At 58.5% G+C, this 21786-nt stretch carries 19 protein-coding genes; 3 read left to right on the plus strand and 16 right to left on the minus strand.

Going from position 1 to position 21786, the window contains the following annotated elements:
- Window positions 1–64: 64 nt before the first annotated feature.
- The 12 genes from nuoL to lrhA form a co-directional block, all read right to left on the minus strand.
- Window positions 65–1912, minus strand: a complete 1848-nt coding sequence (gene nuoL, locus HWW83_RS21885) for an NADH-quinone oxidoreductase subunit L (protein ID WP_004936005.1) — start codon at window positions 1910–1912, stop codon at window positions 65–67.
- Window positions 1909–2211: an NADH-quinone oxidoreductase subunit NuoK gene (nuoK, locus tag HWW83_RS21890; protein WP_004936014.1), complete on the minus strand. Its 303-nt coding sequence runs from the start codon at window positions 2209–2211 to the stop codon at window positions 1909–1911. The genes nuoL and nuoK overlap by 4 nt, the downstream gene beginning before the upstream one ends.
- Window positions 2208–2765 carry an NADH-quinone oxidoreductase subunit J gene (gene nuoJ / locus HWW83_RS21895; protein WP_019453717.1) on the minus strand — a complete coding sequence of 186 codons (558 nt, stop codon included), beginning with the start codon at window positions 2763–2765 and terminating at the stop codon, window positions 2208–2210. Before nuoJ ends, nuoK begins: the two co-directional genes overlap by 4 nt.
- A 13-nt stretch (window positions 2766–2778) precedes the next feature.
- Window positions 2779–3321 carry an NADH-quinone oxidoreductase subunit NuoI gene (gene nuoI, locus HWW83_RS21900; RefSeq protein ID WP_025160170.1) on the minus strand — a complete coding sequence of 181 codons (543 nt, stop codon included), beginning with the start codon at window positions 3319–3321 and terminating at the stop codon, window positions 2779–2781.
- 14 nt (window positions 3322–3335) lie between these two features.
- Window positions 3336–4313, minus strand: coding sequence for an NADH-quinone oxidoreductase subunit NuoH (gene nuoH / locus HWW83_RS21905; protein WP_033643858.1), 978 nt, complete (start codon window positions 4311–4313; stop codon window positions 3336–3338).
- Complete coding sequence (gene nuoG, locus HWW83_RS21910; protein WP_122016694.1) at window positions 4310–7048, minus strand: NADH-quinone oxidoreductase subunit NuoG; 2739 nt, start codon at window positions 7046–7048, stop codon at window positions 4310–4312. Before nuoG ends, nuoH begins: the two co-directional genes overlap by 4 nt.
- A 76-nt stretch (window positions 7049–7124) precedes the next feature.
- The gene (gene nuoF / locus HWW83_RS21915; RefSeq protein WP_015378579.1) at window positions 7125–8471 is read right to left on the minus strand and encodes an NADH-quinone oxidoreductase subunit NuoF; all 1347 of its coding nucleotides are present in this window, start codon (window positions 8469–8471) and stop codon (window positions 7125–7127) included.
- Entirely contained in the window at window positions 8468–9019 is a 552-nt protein-coding gene (gene nuoE / locus HWW83_RS21920; RefSeq protein WP_015378580.1) for an NADH-quinone oxidoreductase subunit NuoE, read from the minus strand. The genes nuoF and nuoE overlap by 4 nt, the downstream gene beginning before the upstream one ends.
- Window positions 9020–9021: 2 nt before the next feature.
- Entirely contained in the window at window positions 9022–10818 is a 1797-nt protein-coding gene (nuoC, locus tag HWW83_RS21925) for an NADH-quinone oxidoreductase subunit C/D (protein WP_033651942.1), read from the minus strand.
- Between the two features lie 96 nt (window positions 10819–10914).
- The gene (locus HWW83_RS21930; RefSeq protein ID WP_004936039.1) at window positions 10915–11589 is read right to left on the minus strand and encodes a NuoB/complex I 20 kDa subunit family protein; all 675 of its coding nucleotides are present in this window, start codon (window positions 11587–11589) and stop codon (window positions 10915–10917) included.
- A gap of 15 nt (window positions 11590–11604) precedes the next feature.
- Window positions 11605–12042, minus strand: coding sequence for an NADH-quinone oxidoreductase subunit NuoA (nuoA, locus tag HWW83_RS21935; protein ID WP_004936040.1), 438 nt, complete (start codon window positions 12040–12042; stop codon window positions 11605–11607).
- A 707-nt stretch (window positions 12043–12749) separates the two neighbouring features.
- Window positions 12750–13694, minus strand: a complete 945-nt coding sequence (gene lrhA / locus HWW83_RS21940) for a transcriptional regulator LrhA (protein WP_033643860.1) — start codon at window positions 13692–13694, stop codon at window positions 12750–12752.
- A gap of 856 nt (window positions 13695–14550) precedes the next feature.
- Here lrhA and HWW83_RS21945 point away from each other — a divergent pair.
- On the plus strand, window positions 14551–15765 hold the full coding sequence (locus HWW83_RS21945) for a pyridoxal phosphate-dependent aminotransferase (protein WP_019453720.1): 1215 nt from the start codon (window positions 14551–14553) through the stop codon (window positions 15763–15765).
- A 107-nt stretch (window positions 15766–15872) separates the two neighbouring features.
- Window positions 15873–16472 (plus strand): 5'-deoxynucleotidase, encoded by a 600-nt coding sequence (yfbR, locus tag HWW83_RS21950; protein ID WP_015378582.1) that lies wholly within the window; start codon window positions 15873–15875, stop codon window positions 16470–16472.
- Between the two features lie 27 nt (window positions 16473–16499).
- Here yfbR and HWW83_RS21955 read toward each other — a convergent pair whose 3' ends face one another.
- From HWW83_RS21955 to yfbV, 4 genes are all read right to left on the minus strand, one after another.
- Complete coding sequence (locus HWW83_RS21955) at window positions 16500–18332, minus strand: SLC13 family permease (RefSeq protein ID WP_033643862.1); 1833 nt, start codon at window positions 18330–18332, stop codon at window positions 16500–16502.
- Between the two features lie 97 nt (window positions 18333–18429).
- On the minus strand, window positions 18430–19086 hold the full coding sequence (locus tag HWW83_RS21960; protein WP_033643863.1) for a sugar phosphatase: 657 nt from the start codon (window positions 19084–19086) through the stop codon (window positions 18430–18432).
- Window positions 19087–19103: 17 nt separating this feature from the next.
- On the minus strand, window positions 19104–19598 hold the full coding sequence (locus tag HWW83_RS21965; protein ID WP_033643864.1) for a YfbU family protein: 495 nt from the start codon (window positions 19596–19598) through the stop codon (window positions 19104–19106).
- Window positions 19599–19740: 142 nt separating this feature from the next.
- On the minus strand, window positions 19741–20196 hold the full coding sequence (yfbV, locus tag HWW83_RS21970) for a terminus macrodomain insulation protein YfbV (protein ID WP_004936061.1): 456 nt from the start codon (window positions 20194–20196) through the stop codon (window positions 19741–19743).
- A gap of 358 nt (window positions 20197–20554) precedes the next feature.
- Between yfbV and ackA the strand changes: the two genes are divergently transcribed.
- Window positions 20555–21757: an acetate kinase gene (ackA, locus tag HWW83_RS21975; protein WP_004936063.1), complete on the plus strand. Its 1203-nt coding sequence runs from the start codon at window positions 20555–20557 to the stop codon at window positions 21755–21757.
- Window positions 21758–21786 lie beyond the last annotated feature (29 nt).

Consider the following 21786-nt stretch of genomic DNA (forward strand, 5'->3'; position numbering starts at 1 on the left):
AAACTTTGTACGTAGCGCCTGCCCGGCGCTACGCCCGAAAAATGCGTCTGTTTAAATTATTCAATTAAACCAAAATCAACAGAGCCAATACGACCACTGCACCCACACCCATAGACGCTATATACCAACGCACCTGACCGTTCTCGCTCACCGTCAGACCACGGTTCCCCCAGCGGGAGAAGACGGCCGGCAGGTTCATCAGCGAGTTCAGCGGATCGCGTTGCAGCAGCTTCGCAATGCCCAGGTACGGCTTGACGAACACTTTGTCATACAGCCAGTCGAAGCCCCAGGCATGGAACCACCAGGTCGAGAAGAAACGACCCGGCGCGCTGTTGGCGATGCTGTTGACCAGGCTGCGTTTGCCCAGCCACAGCGCGGCCGCCAGCAGAATGCCGACGATAGCCACCACGCCGGAGGTGATTTCAAGCCGCAGCACGCTGCCGTGCGCCAGCTCGGTGGTCTCCGGCAGCACGCCCTGCAACGGCGGCACGATCATCGCGCCGACGAAGGTGGACAGCACCAGCAGAACCAGCAGTGGCAAGTGGTGAGTGATGCCTTTACCGGCATGTGCTTTGATTTTCTCTTCGCCATGGAACACGATGAAAATCATACGGAAGGTGTACAGCGAGGTCATGAACGCACCGACCAGGCCGGCAACCATCAGGTTGATGTGGCCGTTGGCCATCGCGCCCGCCAGGATCTCGTCCTTACTGAAGAAGCCGGCCGTGACCAGCGGCAACGCAGACAGCGCCGCGCCGCCCACCAGGAAGCAGACGTACACCAGCGGGATGCTCTTGCGCAGACCGCCCATCTTGAAGATGTTTTGCTCGTGGTGGCAAGCCAGGATCACCGAACCGGATGACAGGAACAGCAGCGCCTTGAAGAACGCGTGAGTCATCAGGTGGAAGATCGCCGCGTCCCATGCCTGCACGCCCAGCGCCAGGAACATGTAACCGATCTGGCTCATGGTGGAGTAAGCGAGCACGCGCTTGATGTCGGTCTGCACCAGCGCGGCGAAGCCGGCCAGCAGCAGAGTGACCGCACCGACGATGCCCACCAGGTGCAGCACTTCCGGCGCCATCAGGAACAGGCCGTGCGTGCGGGCGATCAGATAGACGCCCGCGGTCACCATGGTCGCCGCGTGGATCAGTGCGGAAACCGGGGTTGGGCCCGCCATCGCGTCCGCCAACCAGGTTTGCAACGGCAGCTGCGCCGATTTGCCGACCGCGCCGCCCAGCAGCATCAGGGTCGCCCAGGTGATGGCCGTGTCGCCCACCGCCAGTTTCTGCGGCGCCAGGATCATCAGCTCGCGGATGTTCAGCGTGCCCAGCTCGTTGTAGAGGATGAACAGCGCGAACGCCAGGAACACGTCGCCCACGCGGGTCACGATAAAGGCTTTCATCGCCGCCGCGCCGTTGGCCGGATCTTTGTAGTAGAAACCGATCAACAGGTAGCTGCACAGGCCCACGCCTTCCCAACCCAGGTACATCAACAGCAGGTTGTCCGCCAGCACCAATACCACCATGCTGGCGATAAACAGGTTGGTGTAAGCGAAGAAGCGCGAATAGCCCTCTTCACCGCGCATGTACCAGGAAGCGAACATGTGGATGAAGAAGCCGACGCCGGTGACCACCGACAGCATGGTCAGCGACAGGCCGTCCAGCACCAGGGTCACGCCGATATTGAAGTTGCCGACGGCCATCCAGGTCCACAGGCTTTGCTCGAACAGCTGCACGCCGGCGGCTTTCTGGGCGAAGAAATCCATCGCCACATAGACCGTGACCAGCGCAGCCAGGCCGATAGAACCCACGCCGACGGTGGCCGCCGTGTTTTCAGACCAACGACCGCGGGAAAATGCCAACAGCAGGAACCCGATCAGCGGTAGCAGAATTGTTAAATATAATAGGTTCATCCGCGCATCTCACTGACAGTATCAATATTCAGGGTATGACGACGACGGTAGAGCTGCAGCAGCAGCGCCAGGCCGATACTGGCCTCGGCTGCCGCCAGGCTGATCGCCAGGATGTACATCACCTGTCCGTCCGCCTGGCCCCAGTAGCTTCCCGCCACGATAAACGCCAACGCCGCAGCGTTGATCATCACTTCCAGGCTGATCAGCATAAACAGCAGGTTGCGGCGCACCAGCAACCCGGTCAGCCCGAGCACAAACAGGATAGCCGCCAGGATCAGGCCATGTTGAAGAGGGATCATGCTTGCTCCTCCGATTTTCTTCTCGCCATTTCGCCACTCGCCGGCGCGTTGCTCAGCACCTCGCCAGGCTTGTGCTCGCGGCCGATATGGAAGGCGACAACCAGACCCGCCAACAGCAGCATTGAAGCCAGCTCAACCGCCAGTACGTAAGGCCCGAACAGGCTGATGCCCACCGCCTTCGCGTCGACCATCTCACCGCTGATACCCTGATCGGATACGCTGCGGATCGCGACGATCAATACCACCAGCAGCGCCAGCGACAGCAGGCCAGGCCCGATCCACACCGTCGGCTTCATCCAGTCGCGCTCTTGCTGCTGCACGTTGCCGAGGTTCAGCATCATCACCACGAACACGAACAGCACCATGATGGCGCCCGCATAAACGATGATTTCCAACGCGGCGGCAAAGTAGGCGCCGAGAGAGAAGAAGACTGCCGAGATCGCCAATAACGAGACGATCAGATACAGCAGCGCATGCACAGGGTTGGTATGGGTGATCACGCGAATCGTCGCGGCCACCGCAATCAAACCTGCCAGATAAAATGCAATTTCCATGCTTGCTGGCTCCTTAGGGCAACAGACCTTTGACGTCGATCGGTTTGGCTTCGTTTTCGGCTTCGCCTTTGGCTTTGCCGTCAATCGCCATACCGGCCATCCGGTAGAAGTTATATTCCGGATATTTACCCGGCCCCGAGATCAACAGATCTTCTTTTTCGTACACCAGATCCTGACGCTTGTACTCACCCAGTTCGAAATCCGGCGTCAGCTGGATAGCGGTAGTCGGGCAAGCCTCTTCGCACAGGCCACAGAAAATGCAGCGCGAGAAGTTGATGCGGAAGAACTCCGGATACCAACGGCCGTCTTTCTGTTCCGCTTTTTGCAGCGAGATACAGCCGACCGGGCAGGCAACCGCACACAGGTTACAGGCGACGCAGCGCTCTTCGCCGTCCGGATCGCGCGTCAGCACGATGCGGCCGCGGTAGCGCGGCGGCAGGTAAACCGGTTCTTCCGGGTACATCTGGGTTTCACGCTTGGCGAAGGCATGCATGCCAATCATCCAAATGCTGCGCACCTGGGTGCCGAAACCAACCACTAACTCTTTCAATGTCATGGTTTATTCACCCCTTATTGAGCGTTGTACAAAATGACCGCGGCGGTTGCCAGCAGGTTCAGCAGCGTCAGCGGCAGGCACACTTTCCAGCCGAAAGACATCACCTGGTCATAACGCGGACGCGGCAGCGCGGCGCGGATCAGGATGAACATCATCATGAAGAAGGCCGTTTTCAACGCGAACCAGATGAATGGCGGCAGGAACGGACCCTGCCAGCCGCCGAAGAACAACGTCACAATCAGGGCGGACACGGTGACGATACCGATGTATTCCCCCACGAAGAACAGACCGAACTTCATGCCGGAATATTCGATGTGGTAACCATCAGCCAGTTCCTGTTCGGCTTCCGGCTGGTCAAACGGGTGACGGTGACACACCGCCACGCCGGCGATCGCGAAGGTCACGAAGCCGAAGAACTGCGGAATGACGTTCCAGACGTGCGCCTGCGATTCAACGATAGCCTGCATGTTGAACGAACCCGCCTGCATCACCACGCCCATCAGCGACAGGCCGATGAACACTTCGTAGCTCAGGGTTTGCGCAGAAGCGCGCATCGCGCCCAACAGCGAGTATTTGTTGTTGCTCGACCAGCCGGCGAACAGCACGGCGTACACCGCCAGGCCGGCCATCATCAGGAAGAACAGAATACCGATGTTGAGATCGGACACCGCCCAGGTCGGGCTGACCGGTACGATGGCAAATGCCAGCAACAGGGAAGTAAAGGCGATCATCGGCGCCAGGGTGAAGATCACCCGGTCGGAGAATCTCGGCACCCAGTCTTCCTTGAAGAACATTTTGATCATGTCGGCGACCAGCTGCAGCGAGCCGCCCCAGCCTACGCGGTTCGGTCCGTAACGGTTCTGGAACAGGCCGAGCAGGCGGCGTTCGCCGAAGCTCATGAACGCCCCGCACGCCACGACCACCAACAGGATCACGACCGCTTTAAGAACGGCGATCAGAATGTCGATCACCTCAGGGGTAAACCAGCTCATCGTGCCGCCTCCCGCAGATTGTCTACCTTAGCACCCACCAAGATCGGCGGGATCCCTGGCAAGCCGAGCGGCAAACCAACCTGGCCCTGGGTCAGGGTTTCACTCAGACGCACCGGCAGACGCAAGGTCTGGCCCGCACAGCTGAACTCCACCAGGCTGCCCGCGTTGACGCCAAGCGTCGCCGCGTCGGCCGGGTTGACCATCACGTAGGCTTCCGGCATGCGCTGCTGGATCACGTGAGAGCGCTGCGACATTTCATCGCTGCCGAACAGGTGGTAGTAAGGCGCGACACGCCAGCCGTCGTTCGGATTGAAGGCGGCTGGCACGCGGTCGAAGTAACCGAGGCTGCCCTCCCCCGCTTCGATCAGGCGCACGCCCGGATCGCCGTGGCGCAATTTGCCGCCCACTTCAGCCTGGAACTTGTTCCATGCCTGCGGTGAGTTCCAGCCTGGCGCCCAGGCGAACGGGATCTGCTGACGATCGGCCAGCGGGCTGTTGTTCCCTTCCATCGAGAAGGCGAACATGGTGTCTTTATCCTGCGGCTGACGCGGCTCGTGCACGCTGATGTTGGCGCGCATGGCGGTACGGCCGCTGGAACGGTGCGGCGAACGCGCCAGCTTCTGACCGCGAATGCGGAAAGTCGCGTCCGGCGCGGCATCGACGATGCCCTGCAGCTGCGGCAACGCGGCGACGCAAGCGGCGATCACGTCATCGAGCTGAGTCCAGTCCACATGGCGGCTGGTGTAGGTGGAGTGCAGCGAGTGCATCCAGCGCCAGCTTTCCAGCATCACAGTGAACTGATTCTTCTTGGCGTCGTCGTAGTAAGCCGGATCGTATACCTGGAAGAAGCGCTGCGCGCGGCCTTCCTGGTTGATCAGCGTACCGTCGCTCTCGGCAAAGCTGGCCGAGGAGAGGATCAGGTTGGCTTTGTCCATGATCGCGGTGCGCTGGTGATCGGCGACGATCAGGTTGCTGACCTTGGCCAACGCTGCGTCCACCTGCGCCGCCGGCGCATGGCGATAGAGATCGTTTTCCATCACGATGGCGGTATCGGCTGCGCCGCTCGCCAGCTGTTCCAGCGCCTGATCGAGCGAACCACCGCCGATCATCGCCAGGCCCATGCTGTTGGCGGCGCCCGCCACGAAGGTGATGCCGACGTCGGAACCGCGGCCCTTCAACGCTTTGGCGATGTTGGCCGCCGCTTCGATGATGGCTTCGCTGCCGGCGTTGCTGCCGGTAATGATCAGCGGTTTGCGTGCGCCGGTCAGCGCCTGCACGATGATGTCGACTTTCTTGTTCAGGCCATCGGCCAGATCGTTCACCGCCGGCGCTGCGCTATCCAGCGCGTGCGCGATGGCGAAGCCGAAGCGTGCCTGCTCGTCTACCGGCGCGCGGTAGTTCCAGGCGGCGATGTCGTCCAGGCGGGTGTTGTCGATGTTAGTAGTGAACAACGGGTACTTGGCGTGCTGGCCGATGTTCTGCACCGCCGCGATCTGCCAGTCGGCAACGCGCTGCGCCGCCGCCATCGCGCGGGCTTTACCCTTGACGGCCTGACGCACGGACAGCGCGATGCGCGCGCCGGTTTGCGTCAGGTCTTCGCCCAGCACCAGCACCGCGTCGTAATCTTCGATCTCACGCAGCGCCGGCGTATGAACGCCGCCGTTCTTCAGCACGTTCAGCATCAGCGCCAGGCGTGATTGCTCCGCCTGAGCGATACCGGTGTAGTAGTTCTCGGCGCCGACCAGCTCGCGCAGCGCGAAGTTGCTTTCCAGGCTGGCGCGCGGGGAGCCGATGCCGATGGTTTTCTTCGCCTGACGCAGGATGTCCGCCGCGCCCTGCATCGCCTGCTCGGCGTTCAGGGTGATCCAGTCGTCGCCGCGCAGCTGCTGCGGTTGACGCGGACGATCTTTCTGGTTGACGTAGCCGTAACCGAAACGGCCGCGGTCGCACAGGAAGTAGTGGTTCACGCTGCCGTTGTAACGGTTTTCGATACGGCGCAGCTCGCCATAGCGCTCGCCCGGGCTGGTGTTACAGCCGATGCTGCACTGCTGGCAAATGCTCGGCGCGAACTGCATGTCCCATTTACGGTTGTAGCGTTCGGAATGCGTTTTGTCGGTGAAGACGCCGGTCGGACACACTTCCACCAGGTTGCCGGAGAACTCGCTTTCCAGCGTGCCGCTTTCCGGGCGACCGAAGTAGACGTTGTCGTGCGCGCCGTACACGCCGAAGTCGGTGCCGTCCGCATAGTCTTTGTAGTAACGCACGCAGCGGTAGCAGGCGATGCAGCGGTTCATCTCGTGCGAGATAAACGGCCCCAGCTCCTGGTTGTTGTGGGTGCGCTTGGTGAAGCGGTAGCGACGGAAGCTGTGGCCGGTCATTACCGTCATATCCTGCAGGTGACAGTTACCGCCTTCCTCACAGACCGGGCAATCGTGCGGGTGGTTGGTCATCAACCACTCGACCACGCTTTCACGGAACTGCTTCGCTTCGCCGTCATCGATGGAGATGAAGGTGCCATCGGATGCCGGGGTCATACAGGACATCACCAAACGGCCGCGCGTATCTTCCGCGTTTTGGTATTGCTTTACCGCACATTGGCGGCAAGCGCCGACGCTTCCCAGCGCCGGATGCCAGCAAAAGTAAGGAATATCAAGGCCGAGGGAGAGACAAGCCTGCAGCAGGTTGTCCGCTCCGTCTACCTCATACTCTTTGCCGTCTACATGAATCGTAGCCATAGTCAGCATGCTTCCAAGTGGCCTGCCTTGCGGCAGGCGTTAATCAAAAATTCTGGCCGTGTTCGGGCGAGTCGGCTTACCAGCGTTGCTTCAGCAGATTGTTCGGCTGAATGCCGCCAATCGCATGCGCGTTGCCGAAGTGCTGCACGGCGATACCCGCCTCGAACTCTTCACGGAAATATTTAATCGCGCTTTGCAGTGGCTCTACGGCACCTGGCGCGTGGGCGCAGAAGGTTTTGCCCGGGCCGAGGGAACGGCACAGCTGTTCGAGGGTTTCGATATCCCCCGGCTGCCCTTCGCCGTTTTCCAACGCACGCAGGATCTTCACGCTCCACGGCAGGCCGTCGCGGCATGGCGTACACCAGCCGCAGGACTCGCGGGCAAAGAACTCTTCCAGGTTGCGCACCAGCGGCACCATGCCGATCTCGTGGTCTACCGCCATCGCCAACGCGGTGCCGAGACGGCTGCCGGCTTTGCCGATCGCGCCGTATTCCATCGGCAGATCGAGGTGATCGGCGGTCAGGAAGTCGGTGCCCGCGCCGCCCGGCTGCCAGGCTTTGAAACGCAGACCGTCGCGCATGCCGCCGGCGTAGTCTTCCAGGATCTCGCGCGCGGTGGTGCCGAACGGCAGCTCCCAGACGCCCGGATTTTTCACCCGGCCGGAGAAGCCCATCAGCTTGGTGCCTTTGTCTTCACTGCCGGAGATGCCGGTGTACCACTCCACGCCGTTCGCCAAAATGGCCGGCACGTTGCACAACGTTTCGACGTTGTTGACGCAGGTCGGCTTGCCCCAGACGCCGGCGCTGGCCGGGAATGGCGGCTTGGAACGCGGGTTGGCGCGGCGGCCTTCCAGCGAGTTGATCAGCGCGGTTTCTTCACCGCAGATGTAACGGCCGGCGCCGGTGTGGACGATCAGCTCGAAATCAAACCCGGTGCCGAGAATGTTCTTGCCCAGATAGCCGGCTTCGGTGGCTTCCGCGATGGCGCGACGCAGGTGCGCCGCCGCTTCGATGTACTCGCCGCGCAGGAAGATGTACCCGCGGTAGGCTTTCAGCGCGAACGCGGAGATCAGCATGCCTTCCACCAGCAGGTGCGGCAGCTGCTCCATCAGCAGGCGGTCTTTATAGGTGCCCGGCTCCATCTCATCGGCGTTACACAGCAGGTAACGGATGTTCATGGATTCGTCCTTCGGCATCAGGCTCCACTTCAAACCGGTGGAGAAGCCCGCGCCGCCGCGGCCCTTCAGCCCGGAATCTTTCACCAGGCCGACGATCTCGTCCGGGGCCAGGCCTTTGAGGGCCTTCTCTGCGCCGGCATAGCCGTTTTTGCTGCGGTATTCGTCCAGCCACAGCGGCTGCTTGTCATCGCGCAGACGCCAGGTCAGCGGATGCGTTTCGGGAGTGCGTACAATGTGCTTGGTCATTGATACTGCTCCAGTAGCGTCTCGATATCTTCAGGCTTCAGCTGACTGTGCGTGTCGTCATCAATCATCATGGTCGGCCCTTTATCGCAGTTGCCCAGACAGCAGGTCGGCAGCAGCGTGAAGCGGCCATCAAAGGTGGTTTGACCCGGTTTGATGTTCAGCTTCTTCTCGATAGCGGCCTGAATGCCCTGGTAACCGGTGATGTGACAAACAACGCTGTCACAATAACGGATCACGTGACGTCCTACTGGCTGACGGAAAATCTGGCTGTAGAACGTGGCCACGCCTTCTACGTCGCTGGCGGGGATGCCCAGCACTTCCGCGATGGCGTAAATCGCACCGTCCGGAACCCAGCCGCGCTGCTTCTGCACAATTTTCAGTGCTTCGATGGAAGCGGCGCGCGGATCCTCGTAATGGTGCTTTTCGTGCTCGATCGCATCACGTTCTTCCGCGCTCAGTACAAATGCATCAACGCCGCTCTGAGGAGCGGCTGCATTGATGGGCTCGAGCGCATCGTTGACTGCGTGATTGTCTTTTTGATCATGCATAGTTAGCGGTCCACATCTGACATTACAAAATCGATACTACCCAGATAGACGATCAGGTCGGAAACCAGGCTGCCTCGGATGACCGATGGGATCTGCTGCAGGTGCGCAAAGCTCGGCGTACGTACCCGGGTGCGGTAGCTCATGGTGCTGCCGTCGCTGGTCAGGTAGTAGCTGTTGATCCCTTTGGTGGCTTCAATCATCTGGAATGATTCGTTGGCTGGCATCACCGGGCCCCAGGAAACCTGCAGGAAGTGGGTGATCAGCGTTTCAATGTGCTGCAGCGTGCGCTCTTTCGGCGGTGGCGTGGTCAGCGGGTGATCGGCCTTGAACGGGCCTTCCGGCATATTGTTCAGGCACTGTTCGAGGATGCGCAGGCTCTGGCGCAGCTCTTCCACCTTCAGCATCACGCGGGTGTAGCAGTCACTGTTGCCGTCGCCGACCGGCACTTCGAAGTCGAAGTTCTCGTAGCCGGAGTACGGGCGCCATTTACGCACGTCGAACTCGACGCCGGTGGCGCGCAGACCGGCACCGGTCACGCCCCATTCCAGCGCTTCTTTGGCGTTGTAAGACGCGACGCCGATGGAACGGCCTTTCAGAATGCTGTTCTTCAGCGCCGCTTTCACGTAGGAATCCAGACGCTTCGGCATCCATTCGAGGAATTCACGCAGCAGGCGATCCCAGCCGCGCGGCAGATCGTGCGCGACGCCGCCGATACGGAACCAGGCCGGGTGCATACGGAAGCCGGTGATCGCTTCCACCAGATCGTAGATCTTCTGGCGGTCGGTAAAGGCGAAGAACACCGGGGTCATCGCGCCGACGTCCTGAATGAAGGTGGAGATGTACAGCAGGTGGCTGTTGATGCGGAACAGTTCGGACAGCATCACGCGAATGGTGTCAACGCGCTCCGGCACCTTGATGCCGGCCAGCTTTTCAACCGCCAGCACGTAAGGCATTTCGTTCACGCAGCCGCCGAGGTATTCGATGCGGTCGGTGTACGGAATGTAGCTGTGCCAGGATTGACGCTCGCCCATCTTCTCGGCGCCGCGGTGGTGATAACCGATATCCGGCACGCAGTCGACGATCTCTTCGCCGTCCAGCTGCAGAATGATGCGGAACGCACCGTGCGCAGACGGGTGGTTCGGGCCGAGGTTGAGGAACATGAAGTCTTCGTTCTCGGTGCCGCGCTTCATGCCCCAGTCTTCCGGCTTGAAGGTCAGCGCTTCCATCTCCAGATCTTCTTTCTGCTTGGTCAACACGAAAGGATCGAATTCGGTGGCGCGCGCCGGGTAGTCCTTGCGCAGCGGGTGCCCTTCCCAGGTCTGCGGCATCATGATGCGCGACAGGTGCGGGTGGCCGTCGAAGGTGATGCCGAACATTTCCCAGGTCTCGCGCTCATACCAGTTGGCGTTTGGGAACACCTTGGTGGCCGTCGGCACGTGCAGGTCTTTTTCAGACAGCGCCACCTTCAGCATGATGTCGCGGTTGCGCTCGATGGAAATCAGATGGTAGAAAACGGAGAAATCCGCAGCGGGCAGGCCGTCGCGGTGGGTGCGAAGACGTTCGTCCACGCCATGCAGATCGAACAGCATGACATACGGCTTCGGCTGTTTTCTCAGGAACGTCATTACTTCCAGTAACTGGTCAGGTTTAACCCATACCACGGGCATGCCGGTGCGGGTGGCCTGAACAGTAAAGGCTTCCGGCCCAAAACGGTTGCGCAGTTCGCCGATCACCGGGTCGTCAAGGTGATCTCGGGTCTGCCAGGCAGGCAAGGCGTCGTGCGTCGTCAAATCTGTCATAATTTTTTTTCACCACACTAAAGGGTTATTCGCCGCAAGTTTCACTTTTCGCTGTGTTAACCAATAGCGCACTAAGATGGACGTTAAATGAACGTCTTAAATCTCGTCAGGCGTCCGGAGGTTGGTCACCGCGATGCGCTCGCCGTGTTTACGCTCTCTTTCAGACTGCATATTGGCGCGGTAAACGCCCTGATCGCCGACAACCCACGACAGTGGGCGACGTTCTTTGCCGATGGATTCCTGCAGCAGCATCAGCGCTTGCATGTAGGCTTCCGGACGCGGTGGGCAGCCGGGAATGTACACGTCGACCGGCAGGAACTTGTCCACGCCCTGCACCACGGAATAGATGTCGTACATGCCGCCGGAGTTGGCGCAAGCGCCCATCGAGATCACCCACTTGGGCTCCAGCATCTGCTCGTACAGGCGTTGGATAACCGGGGCCATCTTGGTGAAGCAGGTGCCGGCCACCACCATCAGGTCAGCCTGACGCGGGGAGGCGCGCAACACTTCCGCACCGAAACGCGCCACGTCGTGAACGGCGGTAAACGACGTCACCATCTCCACGTAACAGCACGAAAGGCCGAAGTTATACGGCCAAATAGAGTTTTTACGCCCCCAGTTCACCATGTCATGCAGCGCATGCTCGAGTTTACCCATGTAAACCGTGCGGTGGACCTGTTGTTCCAGGGGATCGGCGACGATCTCCTGTTTTTGCAGGGGATAACGGTCGTTCTCACCGTTCGGGTCTATGCGGGTGAGCGTATAGTCCATCTTAATGCCTCGCTGTTACTGCGGATGACTGTTGGTGTTAGTGATCGTGCTCGGTTTGCTGCGGCGTTGGGAACGCGCCGGAGTCCAATCCAACGCGCCGATGCGCACCAGATAAACCAGACCGGCCAATAGCACCAAAATGAAAATGGCGGCTTCGATAAAGCCTACCCAGCCGCTCTCGCGAATCGAGACCGACCAGGCATACAGGTATAAGGCTTCAACGTCGAAAATAACGAAGAACATGGCCACCAGGTAGAACTTGGCGGACAAACGCATGCGCGCCGTGCCGACCGAGTCGATGCCTGATTCAAACGGGGTGTGTTTGGCGCGCGCCCGGGCTCTCCCGCCCAAGAAGAACGCGCCCAGCAGCATTAAGCCGCAGAGCCCGATAGCCACAACGAGAAATACGGCGAGCGCCCAGTGATGAGCGATAACTTCAGTGGTTGTTGACATACTCTATGCTTACTCATCAAAAGTGGCGTCGATCGCACTGCTCTTGTCACCGGCAGTTAGTGCGCCACATCGATTTAAGGGAAGGATAAATAACCACACAAACAAACTGCTTTTACAGCGAGTTAGGCAGCGTTTTTCTGTGGGCTTTTTACTCCTTTCTATAACCTTTTGTCAACTTTGACAAAAGTATCTACACACTAGTTTACATACGTATCATTTGATTAACATTTGATGCGCCAGGGACAGGCTAAATCGTGTCAGTTAATTTTTGTGTAGAAACAGATAGATATAAACCAACATGCACATTTCAGTTTTACTATACCATTGTCTCAGGAATTCCCTGTTCTTCCACTCACTACCTAGGGGTATTTTTTTGATCCAGGACACGTTTTCAGCATAAATCCTCAAAAAAAGTGTGGCCCTTTAACAATTTTCCTCAAATTGAGCCGCAAAAACGGCCGCTATAAGCTAACAAAATAACCATGCTATTACCATGCCTTTAACCCATTCAATCTTATTGCTCAAAAAACGAACTTAGCGTATTAAACCCGGCCAAACTCTCTTTTCAGTAACGCTTAAAAGTTAACAAAACATCCAACTCAATTAAAAAAACAAACCAAACACATATAAATACAATTTTAGGTAAAAAAAGGACAAAAAAAACCTCCGCCGAAGCAGAGGTTTTCATCAGATATCGCGCCGCAGCGTTATTCTTCTTCGTCCACCAGGCTGGCGTCATCCTGATCGCTCTGGAGACCGCCTTCCGCGCCGTTGAAGCCATAGCCGTCATTGCCGCCCTGCATCGCGCTAAAGATGGCCATCGCCAGCTCGTTGCTGCACTGCGCGTTTTTGCACAGCGCATACTGGGTATCCGGCAACGGCGGCAAACCTTCCGCCGCGCCCAGCACCCGCAGGTCAGGGCTCATCATCTCGATCGGCCGCGCGGTCACGCCCAGGCCGGCCTTGCAAGCCGCCCGCACCGCGGACAGCGTGGAAGCGACGTAGGCGATGCGCCACGGGATGCCGGCTTCGTCCAACTGCTTGATCGCCAGCGAACGGAACGGGCTTGGCTCGTCCATCACCACCAGCGGGATCGGCTCGCCGGCCTGGTAATGGTAATCGGCGGCGCAGTACCACAACGTCGGCGACGTGCGCAGCACGATGTGCGGATGCCCTTCGGGATCGGCCGTGGTCACCGCCAGATCGATCTCGCCCTCTTCCAGCAGATCGACCATCGTCGTGCTGCGCTTCACGCGCACGTCAATAGCCAGCTTCGGATAGATGGCGGTTACGCGGTTCAGCAGGAAAGGCAGAATGGTATCGGCGGTGTCGTCGGAAGCGCCGATGGTCAGAACACCTTTAATATTGTTGTACATCAGAGAGGTACAGGCTTCATCGTTAAAGCGCAGGATTTTTCTGGCATAACCGAGAAGCTGAATACCATGCTCAGTCAGAAGTTTGTTGCGCCCATGGCGGGCAAACAGTTCTTTGCCGACCAGTTGCTCTAATCGCTGCATTTGTTGGCTGACGGCTGATTGAGTACGGCAAACGGCGACAGCCGCCGCTGCGAAAGTATTCAAATCAGCAACCGCAACAAAGGTTCTTAGCAGATCGAGGTCGAGATTAAGTATCGGACGATTTGCAGTTGTCATAGTGTATTCTTCACTTTTTTAAATTCTAATTTACGAACTACTACCCTGGTGTGTTTCTCAGACGCCGTTGAAAAAGGACGGAGCCTGTTATGACAGTACCCCACTCATAAGTGGAGGGCAAAAAAATTACTTATGATTCGTTACCTCTATCGCTTTTTGAAATGCGATCTATCGATGCTGCTTATAGAACGCGGGGGACTAAATGCCGGCATACGGGGAAAACCCCCACCGGGCCTGAGATTTTACTCATTCATACTGCCTAATTTCCACTCCATTCGTGCTACTGATAACCCTTATCAACTGGCGTTCAGACTGCATTTACGAGCAAGAAATATAAATAATTAACGGCACCGACTTCGTGTCACCACGCAATGAATTTAATAAATTCAATCAGTAAGATTTTTACTTTAAATAATATTCTCATAACCACATAAACAATGCTTAAGATAAAATATAAAGTAAAGCTTATGTAAATATGCCATTTTTCTTAGTGTGGTGTGTCATCTGACAACCCGCTATCAGACAACTCCGGTATTATCGTTCCTTTACAGTTACTGAAAACCATTCTCCCTTATGGCTTATCAGTTCTCCACACCCAAGCGCTGACGCCAGCGCGTCGCGTTGAACGACGCTCGATTTCACAGAACAAAACCCTAGTAAAATTATAGTTCATGAAATTATGAACCAAAAAATAACTTTACCTTTGCTTATCATAACTAAAATCCCCCGTTACGACATGCATTTGCACCAAAGGCGTGCAAAACCCTTCAAAAGCAACTACGCCAGGAGTACATTGGGCGGGTTGCGGCGTCCCACGGTAGGAGCGCCCCTATCCCAGCAAAAGGCTCAACTTTTTATGTCCCCCATTGAGAAATCCAGCAAACTGGACAACGTCTGCTATGACATTCGCGGCCCGGTGCTTAAAGAAGCTAAACGTCTTGAAGAAGAAGGCAATAAAGTCCTGAAACTGAACATCGGCAACCCTGCCCCGTTCGGCTTCGACGCCCCGGACGAAATCCTGGTCGACGTGATCCGCAATCTGCCCACGGCGCAAGGCTACTCCGATTCCAAAGGCCTCTTCTCGGCGCGTAAAGCGATCATGCAGCACTATCAGGCGCGCAACATGCGTGACGTGACCGTTGAGGATATCTACATTGGCAACGGCGTCTCCGAGCTGATCGTTCAGTCCATGCAGGCGCTGCTCAACAGCGGCGACGAAATGCTGGTGCCGGCGCCGGACTATCCGCTGTGGACCGCCGCAGTGTCGCTGTCCGGCGGCAAGGCCGTACATTACCTGTGCGATGAGCAGGCCGGCTGGTTCCCGGATCTGGACGACATCATCAGCAAGATCACCCCGCGCACCCGCGGCATCGTGATCATCAACCCGAACAACCCGACCGGTGCGGTCTACAGCAAAGCGCTGCTTGAGCAGATCGTCGAGATCGCCCGTCAACACAACCTGATCATCTTCGCCGACGAGATCTACGACAAGATCCTGTACGACGAAGCAGAGCACCACTCGATCGCCGCGCTGGCGCCGGATCTGCTGACCGTGACCTTCAACGGCCTGTCGAAGACCTACCGCGTGGCGGGTTTCCGCCAGGGCTGGATGGTGCTGAACGGGCCGAAAAAGCACGCCAAAGGCTATATCGAAGGGCTGGAGATGCTGGCTTCGATGCGCCTGTGCGCCAACGTGCCGATGCAGCACGCGATTCAGACCGCGCTGGGCGGTTATCAGAGCATCAGCGAATTCATTCAGCCCGGCGGCCGCCTGTACGAACAGCGCAACCGCACCTGGGAATTGCTCAACGACATCCCGGGCGTCTCTTGCGTGAAGCCGCAGGGCGCGTTGTACATGTTCCCGCGCATCGATGCCAAACGCTTCAACATCCACGACGACCAGAAACTGGTGCTGGATCTGTTGCTGCAGGAAAAAGTGCTGCTGGTGCAGGGCTCCGCGTTCAACTGGCCTTACCCCGATCACGTGCGCATCGTCACCCTGCCGCGCGTAGACGAACTGGAAATGGCGGTCGGCAAGCTGGGCCGCTTCCTGGAAGGCTATCACCAATAATCATCAGGGGCGCAGCGCCTCGCTGCGCCCTTCCCTCACAGCCCGGTTGCAAAATTCGCCGACACTGCTTCACAATGGGGCCCTCACTTGCCGTTAAAGAGAGCACCATGAGTCAGAGCCATTTCTTCGCCCATCTGTCCCGCCTGAAACTGATCAACCGCTGGCCGCTGATGCGCAACGTGCGCACCGAGAACGTCTCCGAACACAGTCTGCAGGTGGCCTTTGTCGCCCACGCGTTGGCGGTGATCAAGAACCGCAAATTCAACGGCAACCTCAACGCCGACCGCGTTGCGCTGTTGGCGATGTACCATGACGCCAGCGAAGTGATCACCGGCGACATGCCGACGCCGATCAAATACTACAATCCGCAGATCGCCCATGAGTACAAGAAGATCGAAAAGATCGCCCAGCAAAAGCTGCTGGACATGATCCCGGCGGAGCTGCGCAACGATTTTCGCACCATTCTCGATGAGCATTATTACAGCGAAGATGAAAAGCAGGTGGTGAAGCAGGCTGACGCGCTGTGCGCCTACCTGAAATGCCTGGAAGAGCTGTCTGCCGGCAACAACGAATTCACCCTGGCCAAGGCGAGGCTGGATAAAACCCTGGAACAGCGCCGCAGCCCGGAGATGGACTACTTCATGGAAGTGTTCATTCCCAGCTTCAGCCTGTCGCTGGACGAAATCAGCCTCGACAGTTCGCTGTAACCCCGCCGGCGCAGCCTCGCTGCGCCGTTAAAAACCATAGAGCCACGGCACCACAATCACGCTGACCGCCATCACCAGCAGGGTGAACGGCACGCCGAGACGCACGAAATCGCCGAACTTGTAATTGCCCGGCCCCAGCACCAGCGTGTTGACCGGTGAAGAGACCGGCGTCATAAAGGCGGCGGACGCGGCGATGGCGATAATCATCGCGAACGGGTATGGCGAGACGCCCATTTCGCGCGCGGCGGCGATGGCGATCGGCGCCATCAGCACCGCCGTCGCGGTGTTGGAAATAAACAGCCCGATAGTCGCGCACAAGACGAACAGGCATAGCAGCATCACGCGCGGCCCCGCCCCGCCGGCGACATCCATCAGCCCGCTGACGATCAGACTGACCCCGCCGGTCTTTTGCAGCGCCTGCGCGAACGGCATCATGCCGACGATCAAAATGATGCTCGGCCAATGGATCGATTTATAAGCGCTCTCCATGTCGATACAGCGGAATTTGCCCATCAGCAAACAGGCGATCAGCGCCGCGATCGGGTTGGGGATTTCGTCGGTCAGCATCATCGCCACCATCAACGCCAGGCAAAACAGCGCGTGCGGCGCCTGTGTGATGGCCGGCGCCACTTCGTCCACTTCGGCCGGCAAGTTGAGCACGATAAAGTCATGGGTTTTGGCCTGCAGTTGACGGATCGCCTTCCAGTCGCCGATCACCAGCAAAATGTCGCCCAGCTCCAGCGGCTCGTCCACCAGTTTGCCGCCGAGCGTCTCGCCGTGGCGGCGGATGCCCACCACGTTCAGATCGTAGCGGCTGCGGAACGCCGCTTCGCGCAGGCTTTTGCCCAGCAGCGCCGAGTCAGGGATCAGCGAGACCTCCGCCATGCCGACGTTGCGCGACTGTTCCGAGAAGTAATCGCCGCGCAGCACCATCGGCTCCAGCCGCTGTTCGCCGCAGAATTCGCGCAGATCGATCTGGCTGTCCGACATGTCGATCAAGAGGACGTCGCCCTCGCGCAGCTCGGTGCTGCCGGAGGCGCTGACCATCACCCGCCGAAAGCGTTTCCAGCGTTCGATGCCCACCACGTTGGCGCCGTAGCGCGCACGCAGGTGCAGTTCATCCAGCGAACGCCCAATCAGCGGCGAAGCGCTGCGGACAGCCAGCCGCCGCGCGCGGCCGGTCAGTCTGTAATCGCGGATCAGATCGCGGAAGGTGCGGCGCTGCCAGCCGTCGCCGGCTTTGCCCGTGTCACCGCTGCCCAGCCAACGCCGGGCGATCAGCATGTAGCCGACCCCCAGCGCCAGCACCACCAGGCCGATCGGCGTCACGCTGAAGAAACCGAAACCATGGATGCCTTCGCGCACCAGCTCGCTGTTGACCACCATATTGGGTGGCGTGGCCACCAACGTCATCATGCCGCTGATAAGCCCGGCAAAGCTGAGCGGCATCATCAGCCGCCCCGGCGCGATCTTCATTCTGGCCGTCACGCTGAGCACCACCGGGATAAAGATCGCCACCACGCCGGTCGAGCTCATAAATGCCCCCAGCCCGGCGACCGTCACCATCAGCAGCATCAACATTTTGGTTTCGCTGCTGCCGGCCACTTTCACCAACCAGTCGCCCACCTGATAGGCCACCCCGGTGCGTACCAACCCTTCGCCGATCACGAACAGCGCGGCGATCAGAATCACGTTGGGATCGCTGAACCCGACCGTCGCCTCCTGCAGGCTGAGCGTGCCGCTCAGCACGAAGGCGATGATCACCAACAGCGCCACCACGTCCATGCGCAGCTTGTTGGTGGTAAACAGCACGATGGCAATCAGCAGTAAACTCAGCACCCACAGTAATTCGCTGTTCAAAACGGCCTCATCCGGCAAATGTCCAAGGGCTTAAAAAATAGCATAAAAAAACCCCGCAAAGGCGGGGTCTAATCAATTAGGGTGAAGATAATGCCACTCAGGCCAGTAGGCGAACGATCGCGCCCTGCGCCGTTTTATCAACGGCGATCTGCGCCAGCGAATCCAGCCGCAGGTCAACCTGCTCCAGCTTCGGCGCGTCGGCCGGGGCGTTGACCGCAATCACCTGGCAGCCCGCCGCCAGCCCCGAAAGAATGCCGGCCGGCGCGTCTTCAACCACCACGCACTCGTGCGGCGCCAGCCCCAGACGTTCGGCACCCAGCAGGTAGGCATCGGGCTGAGGCTTGCCGTGTTTAACCTGCTCGGCGGTGATGAACACCGCCGGCTGCGGCAAACCGCCGGCCTGGCGGCGAGCGCCGGCCACCGGCACCGAACCGGAGGTGACGATCGCCCAAGGGATGCCGAGCGCGTTCAGGCGCTCCAACAACGCGATGGCGCCCGGCAGCGCGCGAACGCCTTCGGTATCCTGCGCTTCCACCTGCTCCAGCAGTTGGAACTCGCGCTGAATTTCCGCTTCGCTTTCACCCGGCATAAAGTGGCGCAGAGAAGTAATGGCCTGTTTACCGTGAATGAAGTCCAGCACCGCTTGCGGATCGACGCCGCGACGCTCGGCCCAGTGCGTCCAGGCGCGCTCTACCGCCGGCAGCGAATCCACCAGGGTGCCATCAAGATCGAACAGAAAACCCTTACACTCCACAGAAAACCTCTTTTTAATCAAGCATTGATGATTTGCGCTATCTCAACGGCGCTCAAGTGATACTGGCGCGGGCAGGCCAGCCAGATCGCCAGCATACGCTGGTATTTTTCCCACATTTTGGTCTGGGCGTTGAAACCGTGGCTGCCGGAATCGAAGTGAGTATAGCGCCCCTCGGTGTTGACCAGGAAACGCACATAGCTCAGGTAGCGCGCCTCGGTGGCGGCGTCGAAGCCGAGAAACGCCAGGCGGCGCTCGTCCAGCCCCTGTTTCTCTTTCAGATTGCCCCAGGAAACCTGCAGCGCATGGTGCATCTCCATCACGTTGATGATGGTGCGGCATACCTCTTCGCTCAGTTCACCAAAGTCACGATCCAGCTCGCGCATTTGCAAGCCGAAGCCGCGTTCGACGATGGTTTGCAACCGGCGATAACGATCGCTGTTGTCCGGATCGAGTAGCGTCATCATCTTGTACTGATTCGACAGGATCAGGCGCTGGGCATGGGTCATTTCCATCAGGATTTCCTCATTTCTGTATGATGGCGGGAGCATCGCACAGCGCAAGAACGCAGGAAATCACAACTCGACCGTTCTTTGATTTAAACCGGGGTTATTGGCGCTTTGACGAGAAAGGCCGCATCAGCGCGGCCTTTTTCATTTACAGATCGTCGAGGAAGGTTTTATCCAACTGCTTGAAGGCGCGCTTAAGCAGATCGGCCAACGTCTGATAGGTGGGCGTGCCCTCGAGCGGCGCCACCGCCTGCCCGGCTTCCGTCAGCTTGTTGCGCACCTCATGGAACCATTGCAGCAGCGTCGGCGGCAGCGGCGTAACAGAACGGCGCCCCAGCCACCACAAGCCCTGCATCGGCAGGCTGCAGGCAAACAGCGCGGTGGCGATCGCCGGGCCGAGCTGGCCGCCCAGCGCGATCTGCCAGGTCAGCGTGAAAATCGCCAACGGCGGCATGAAACGGATAGCGAAACGGGTGGCACGCGCAACGCGGTTCTCCGGAAAGACCGGTGCCAGACGTTTGTCTGACGGCCAGGTTTTCATATAATGCTGCCCGCGCTGGAAGACCTGAAACCAGCTTACGGAACCGGACGGTTTGCTCGTCATTGCGTACCTCAACGTCACGTAAAGAAACTAAAAGCGTGCTGCCAGAGCCCATACTAAAAAATTTGAAGCTTTAAATTTATTTTGTGTTTGCACCGGGCTATCGGTATCCTAAGCCGGCCTTGTGGCCGGTAGAAGATGACGTAAATTTTGTCAACTTTTAGCCCTATAAAAATCAAGATTATTTAAACCGCAGAGAAATCATCGGTTTTTCCATCATCCTGTGATTTGTGCACTTCACATGATGTTAATCATAAATGTCATCGGCACTATGCGCTACGCTTGTTGTCTGATTGACGATTAATTCACCACGTGTGTTCGATTTTCTTTTAACAACACGACTATTTAAGTAGGTACTTCCATGTCGAGTAAGCTAGTACTGGTTCTTAACTGCGGCAGTTCTTCTCTGAAATTCGCCATCATCGATGCCGTTAACGGCGACGAATTCCTCTCCGGTTTGGCCGAGTGTTTCCACCTGCCTGAAGCTCGCATCAAGTGGAAAATGGACGGCGCCAAACACGAAGCTGCCCTGGGGGCCGGCGCTGCACACAGCGAAGCGCTGAACTTCATTGTTAATACTATTCTGGCACAAAAACCAGAGCTTTCTGCGCAGCTGACCGCTATCGGCCACCGCATCGTGCACGGCGGCGAGAAGTTTACCGCTTCCGCCGTGATCAACGACGAAGTTCTGCAGGGTATCAAAGATTCCGTGCCGTTTGCACCACTGCACAACCCAGCTCACCTGATCGGCATCGCGGAAGCGCTGAAATCCTTCCCTCACCTGGCTGACAAGAACGTTGCCGTGTTCGACACCGCGTTCCACCAGACCATGCCGGAAGAATCTTACCTGTACGCCCTGCCGTACAGCCTGTACCGCGACCACGGCGTTCGCCGCTACGGCGCACACGGCACCAGCCACTTCTACGTGACTCAAGAAGCCGCGAAGATGCTGAACAAGCCGGTAGAAGAAGTGAACGTGATCACTTGCCACCTGGGCAACGGCGGCTCCGTCACCGCAGTGCGTAACGGCCAGTGCGTTGACACCTCCATGGGTCTGACCCCGCTGGAAGGCCTGGTGATGGGCACCCGCAGCGGTGACATCGATCCGGCTATCATCTTCCACCTGCACGATTCTCTGGGCATGAGCGTTGACCAGATCAACAAGATGCTGACCAAAGAATCCGGCCTGCTGGGCCTGACCGAAGTCACCAGCGACTGCCGTTACGTTGAAGACAACTACGACAGCAAAGCCGACGCCAAACGCGCCATGGACGTGTTCTGCCACCGTCTGGCCAAATACGTCGGCGCCTACAGCGCGCTGATGGAAGGCCGTCTGGACGCGGTGATCTTCACCGGCGGCATCGGCGAGAACGCCGGCATGGTGCGTGAGCTGACCCTGAACAAACTGGGCCTGCTGGGCTTCGAAATCGACCACGACCGCAACATGGCCGCTCGCTTCGGCAAATCCGGCGCCATCACCAAAGACGGCAGCCGCCTGGCGCTGGTGATCCCGACCAACGAAGAGTTGGTCATCGCGCAGGACGCATCCCGCCTGACCGCGTAATGCTCTCAAAACACCGTCAGCCCAGGCTG

It is taken from the genome of Serratia ureilytica, assembly GCF_013375155.1.
Classification (GTDB): domain Bacteria; phylum Pseudomonadota; class Gammaproteobacteria; order Enterobacterales; family Enterobacteriaceae; genus Serratia; species Serratia ureilytica.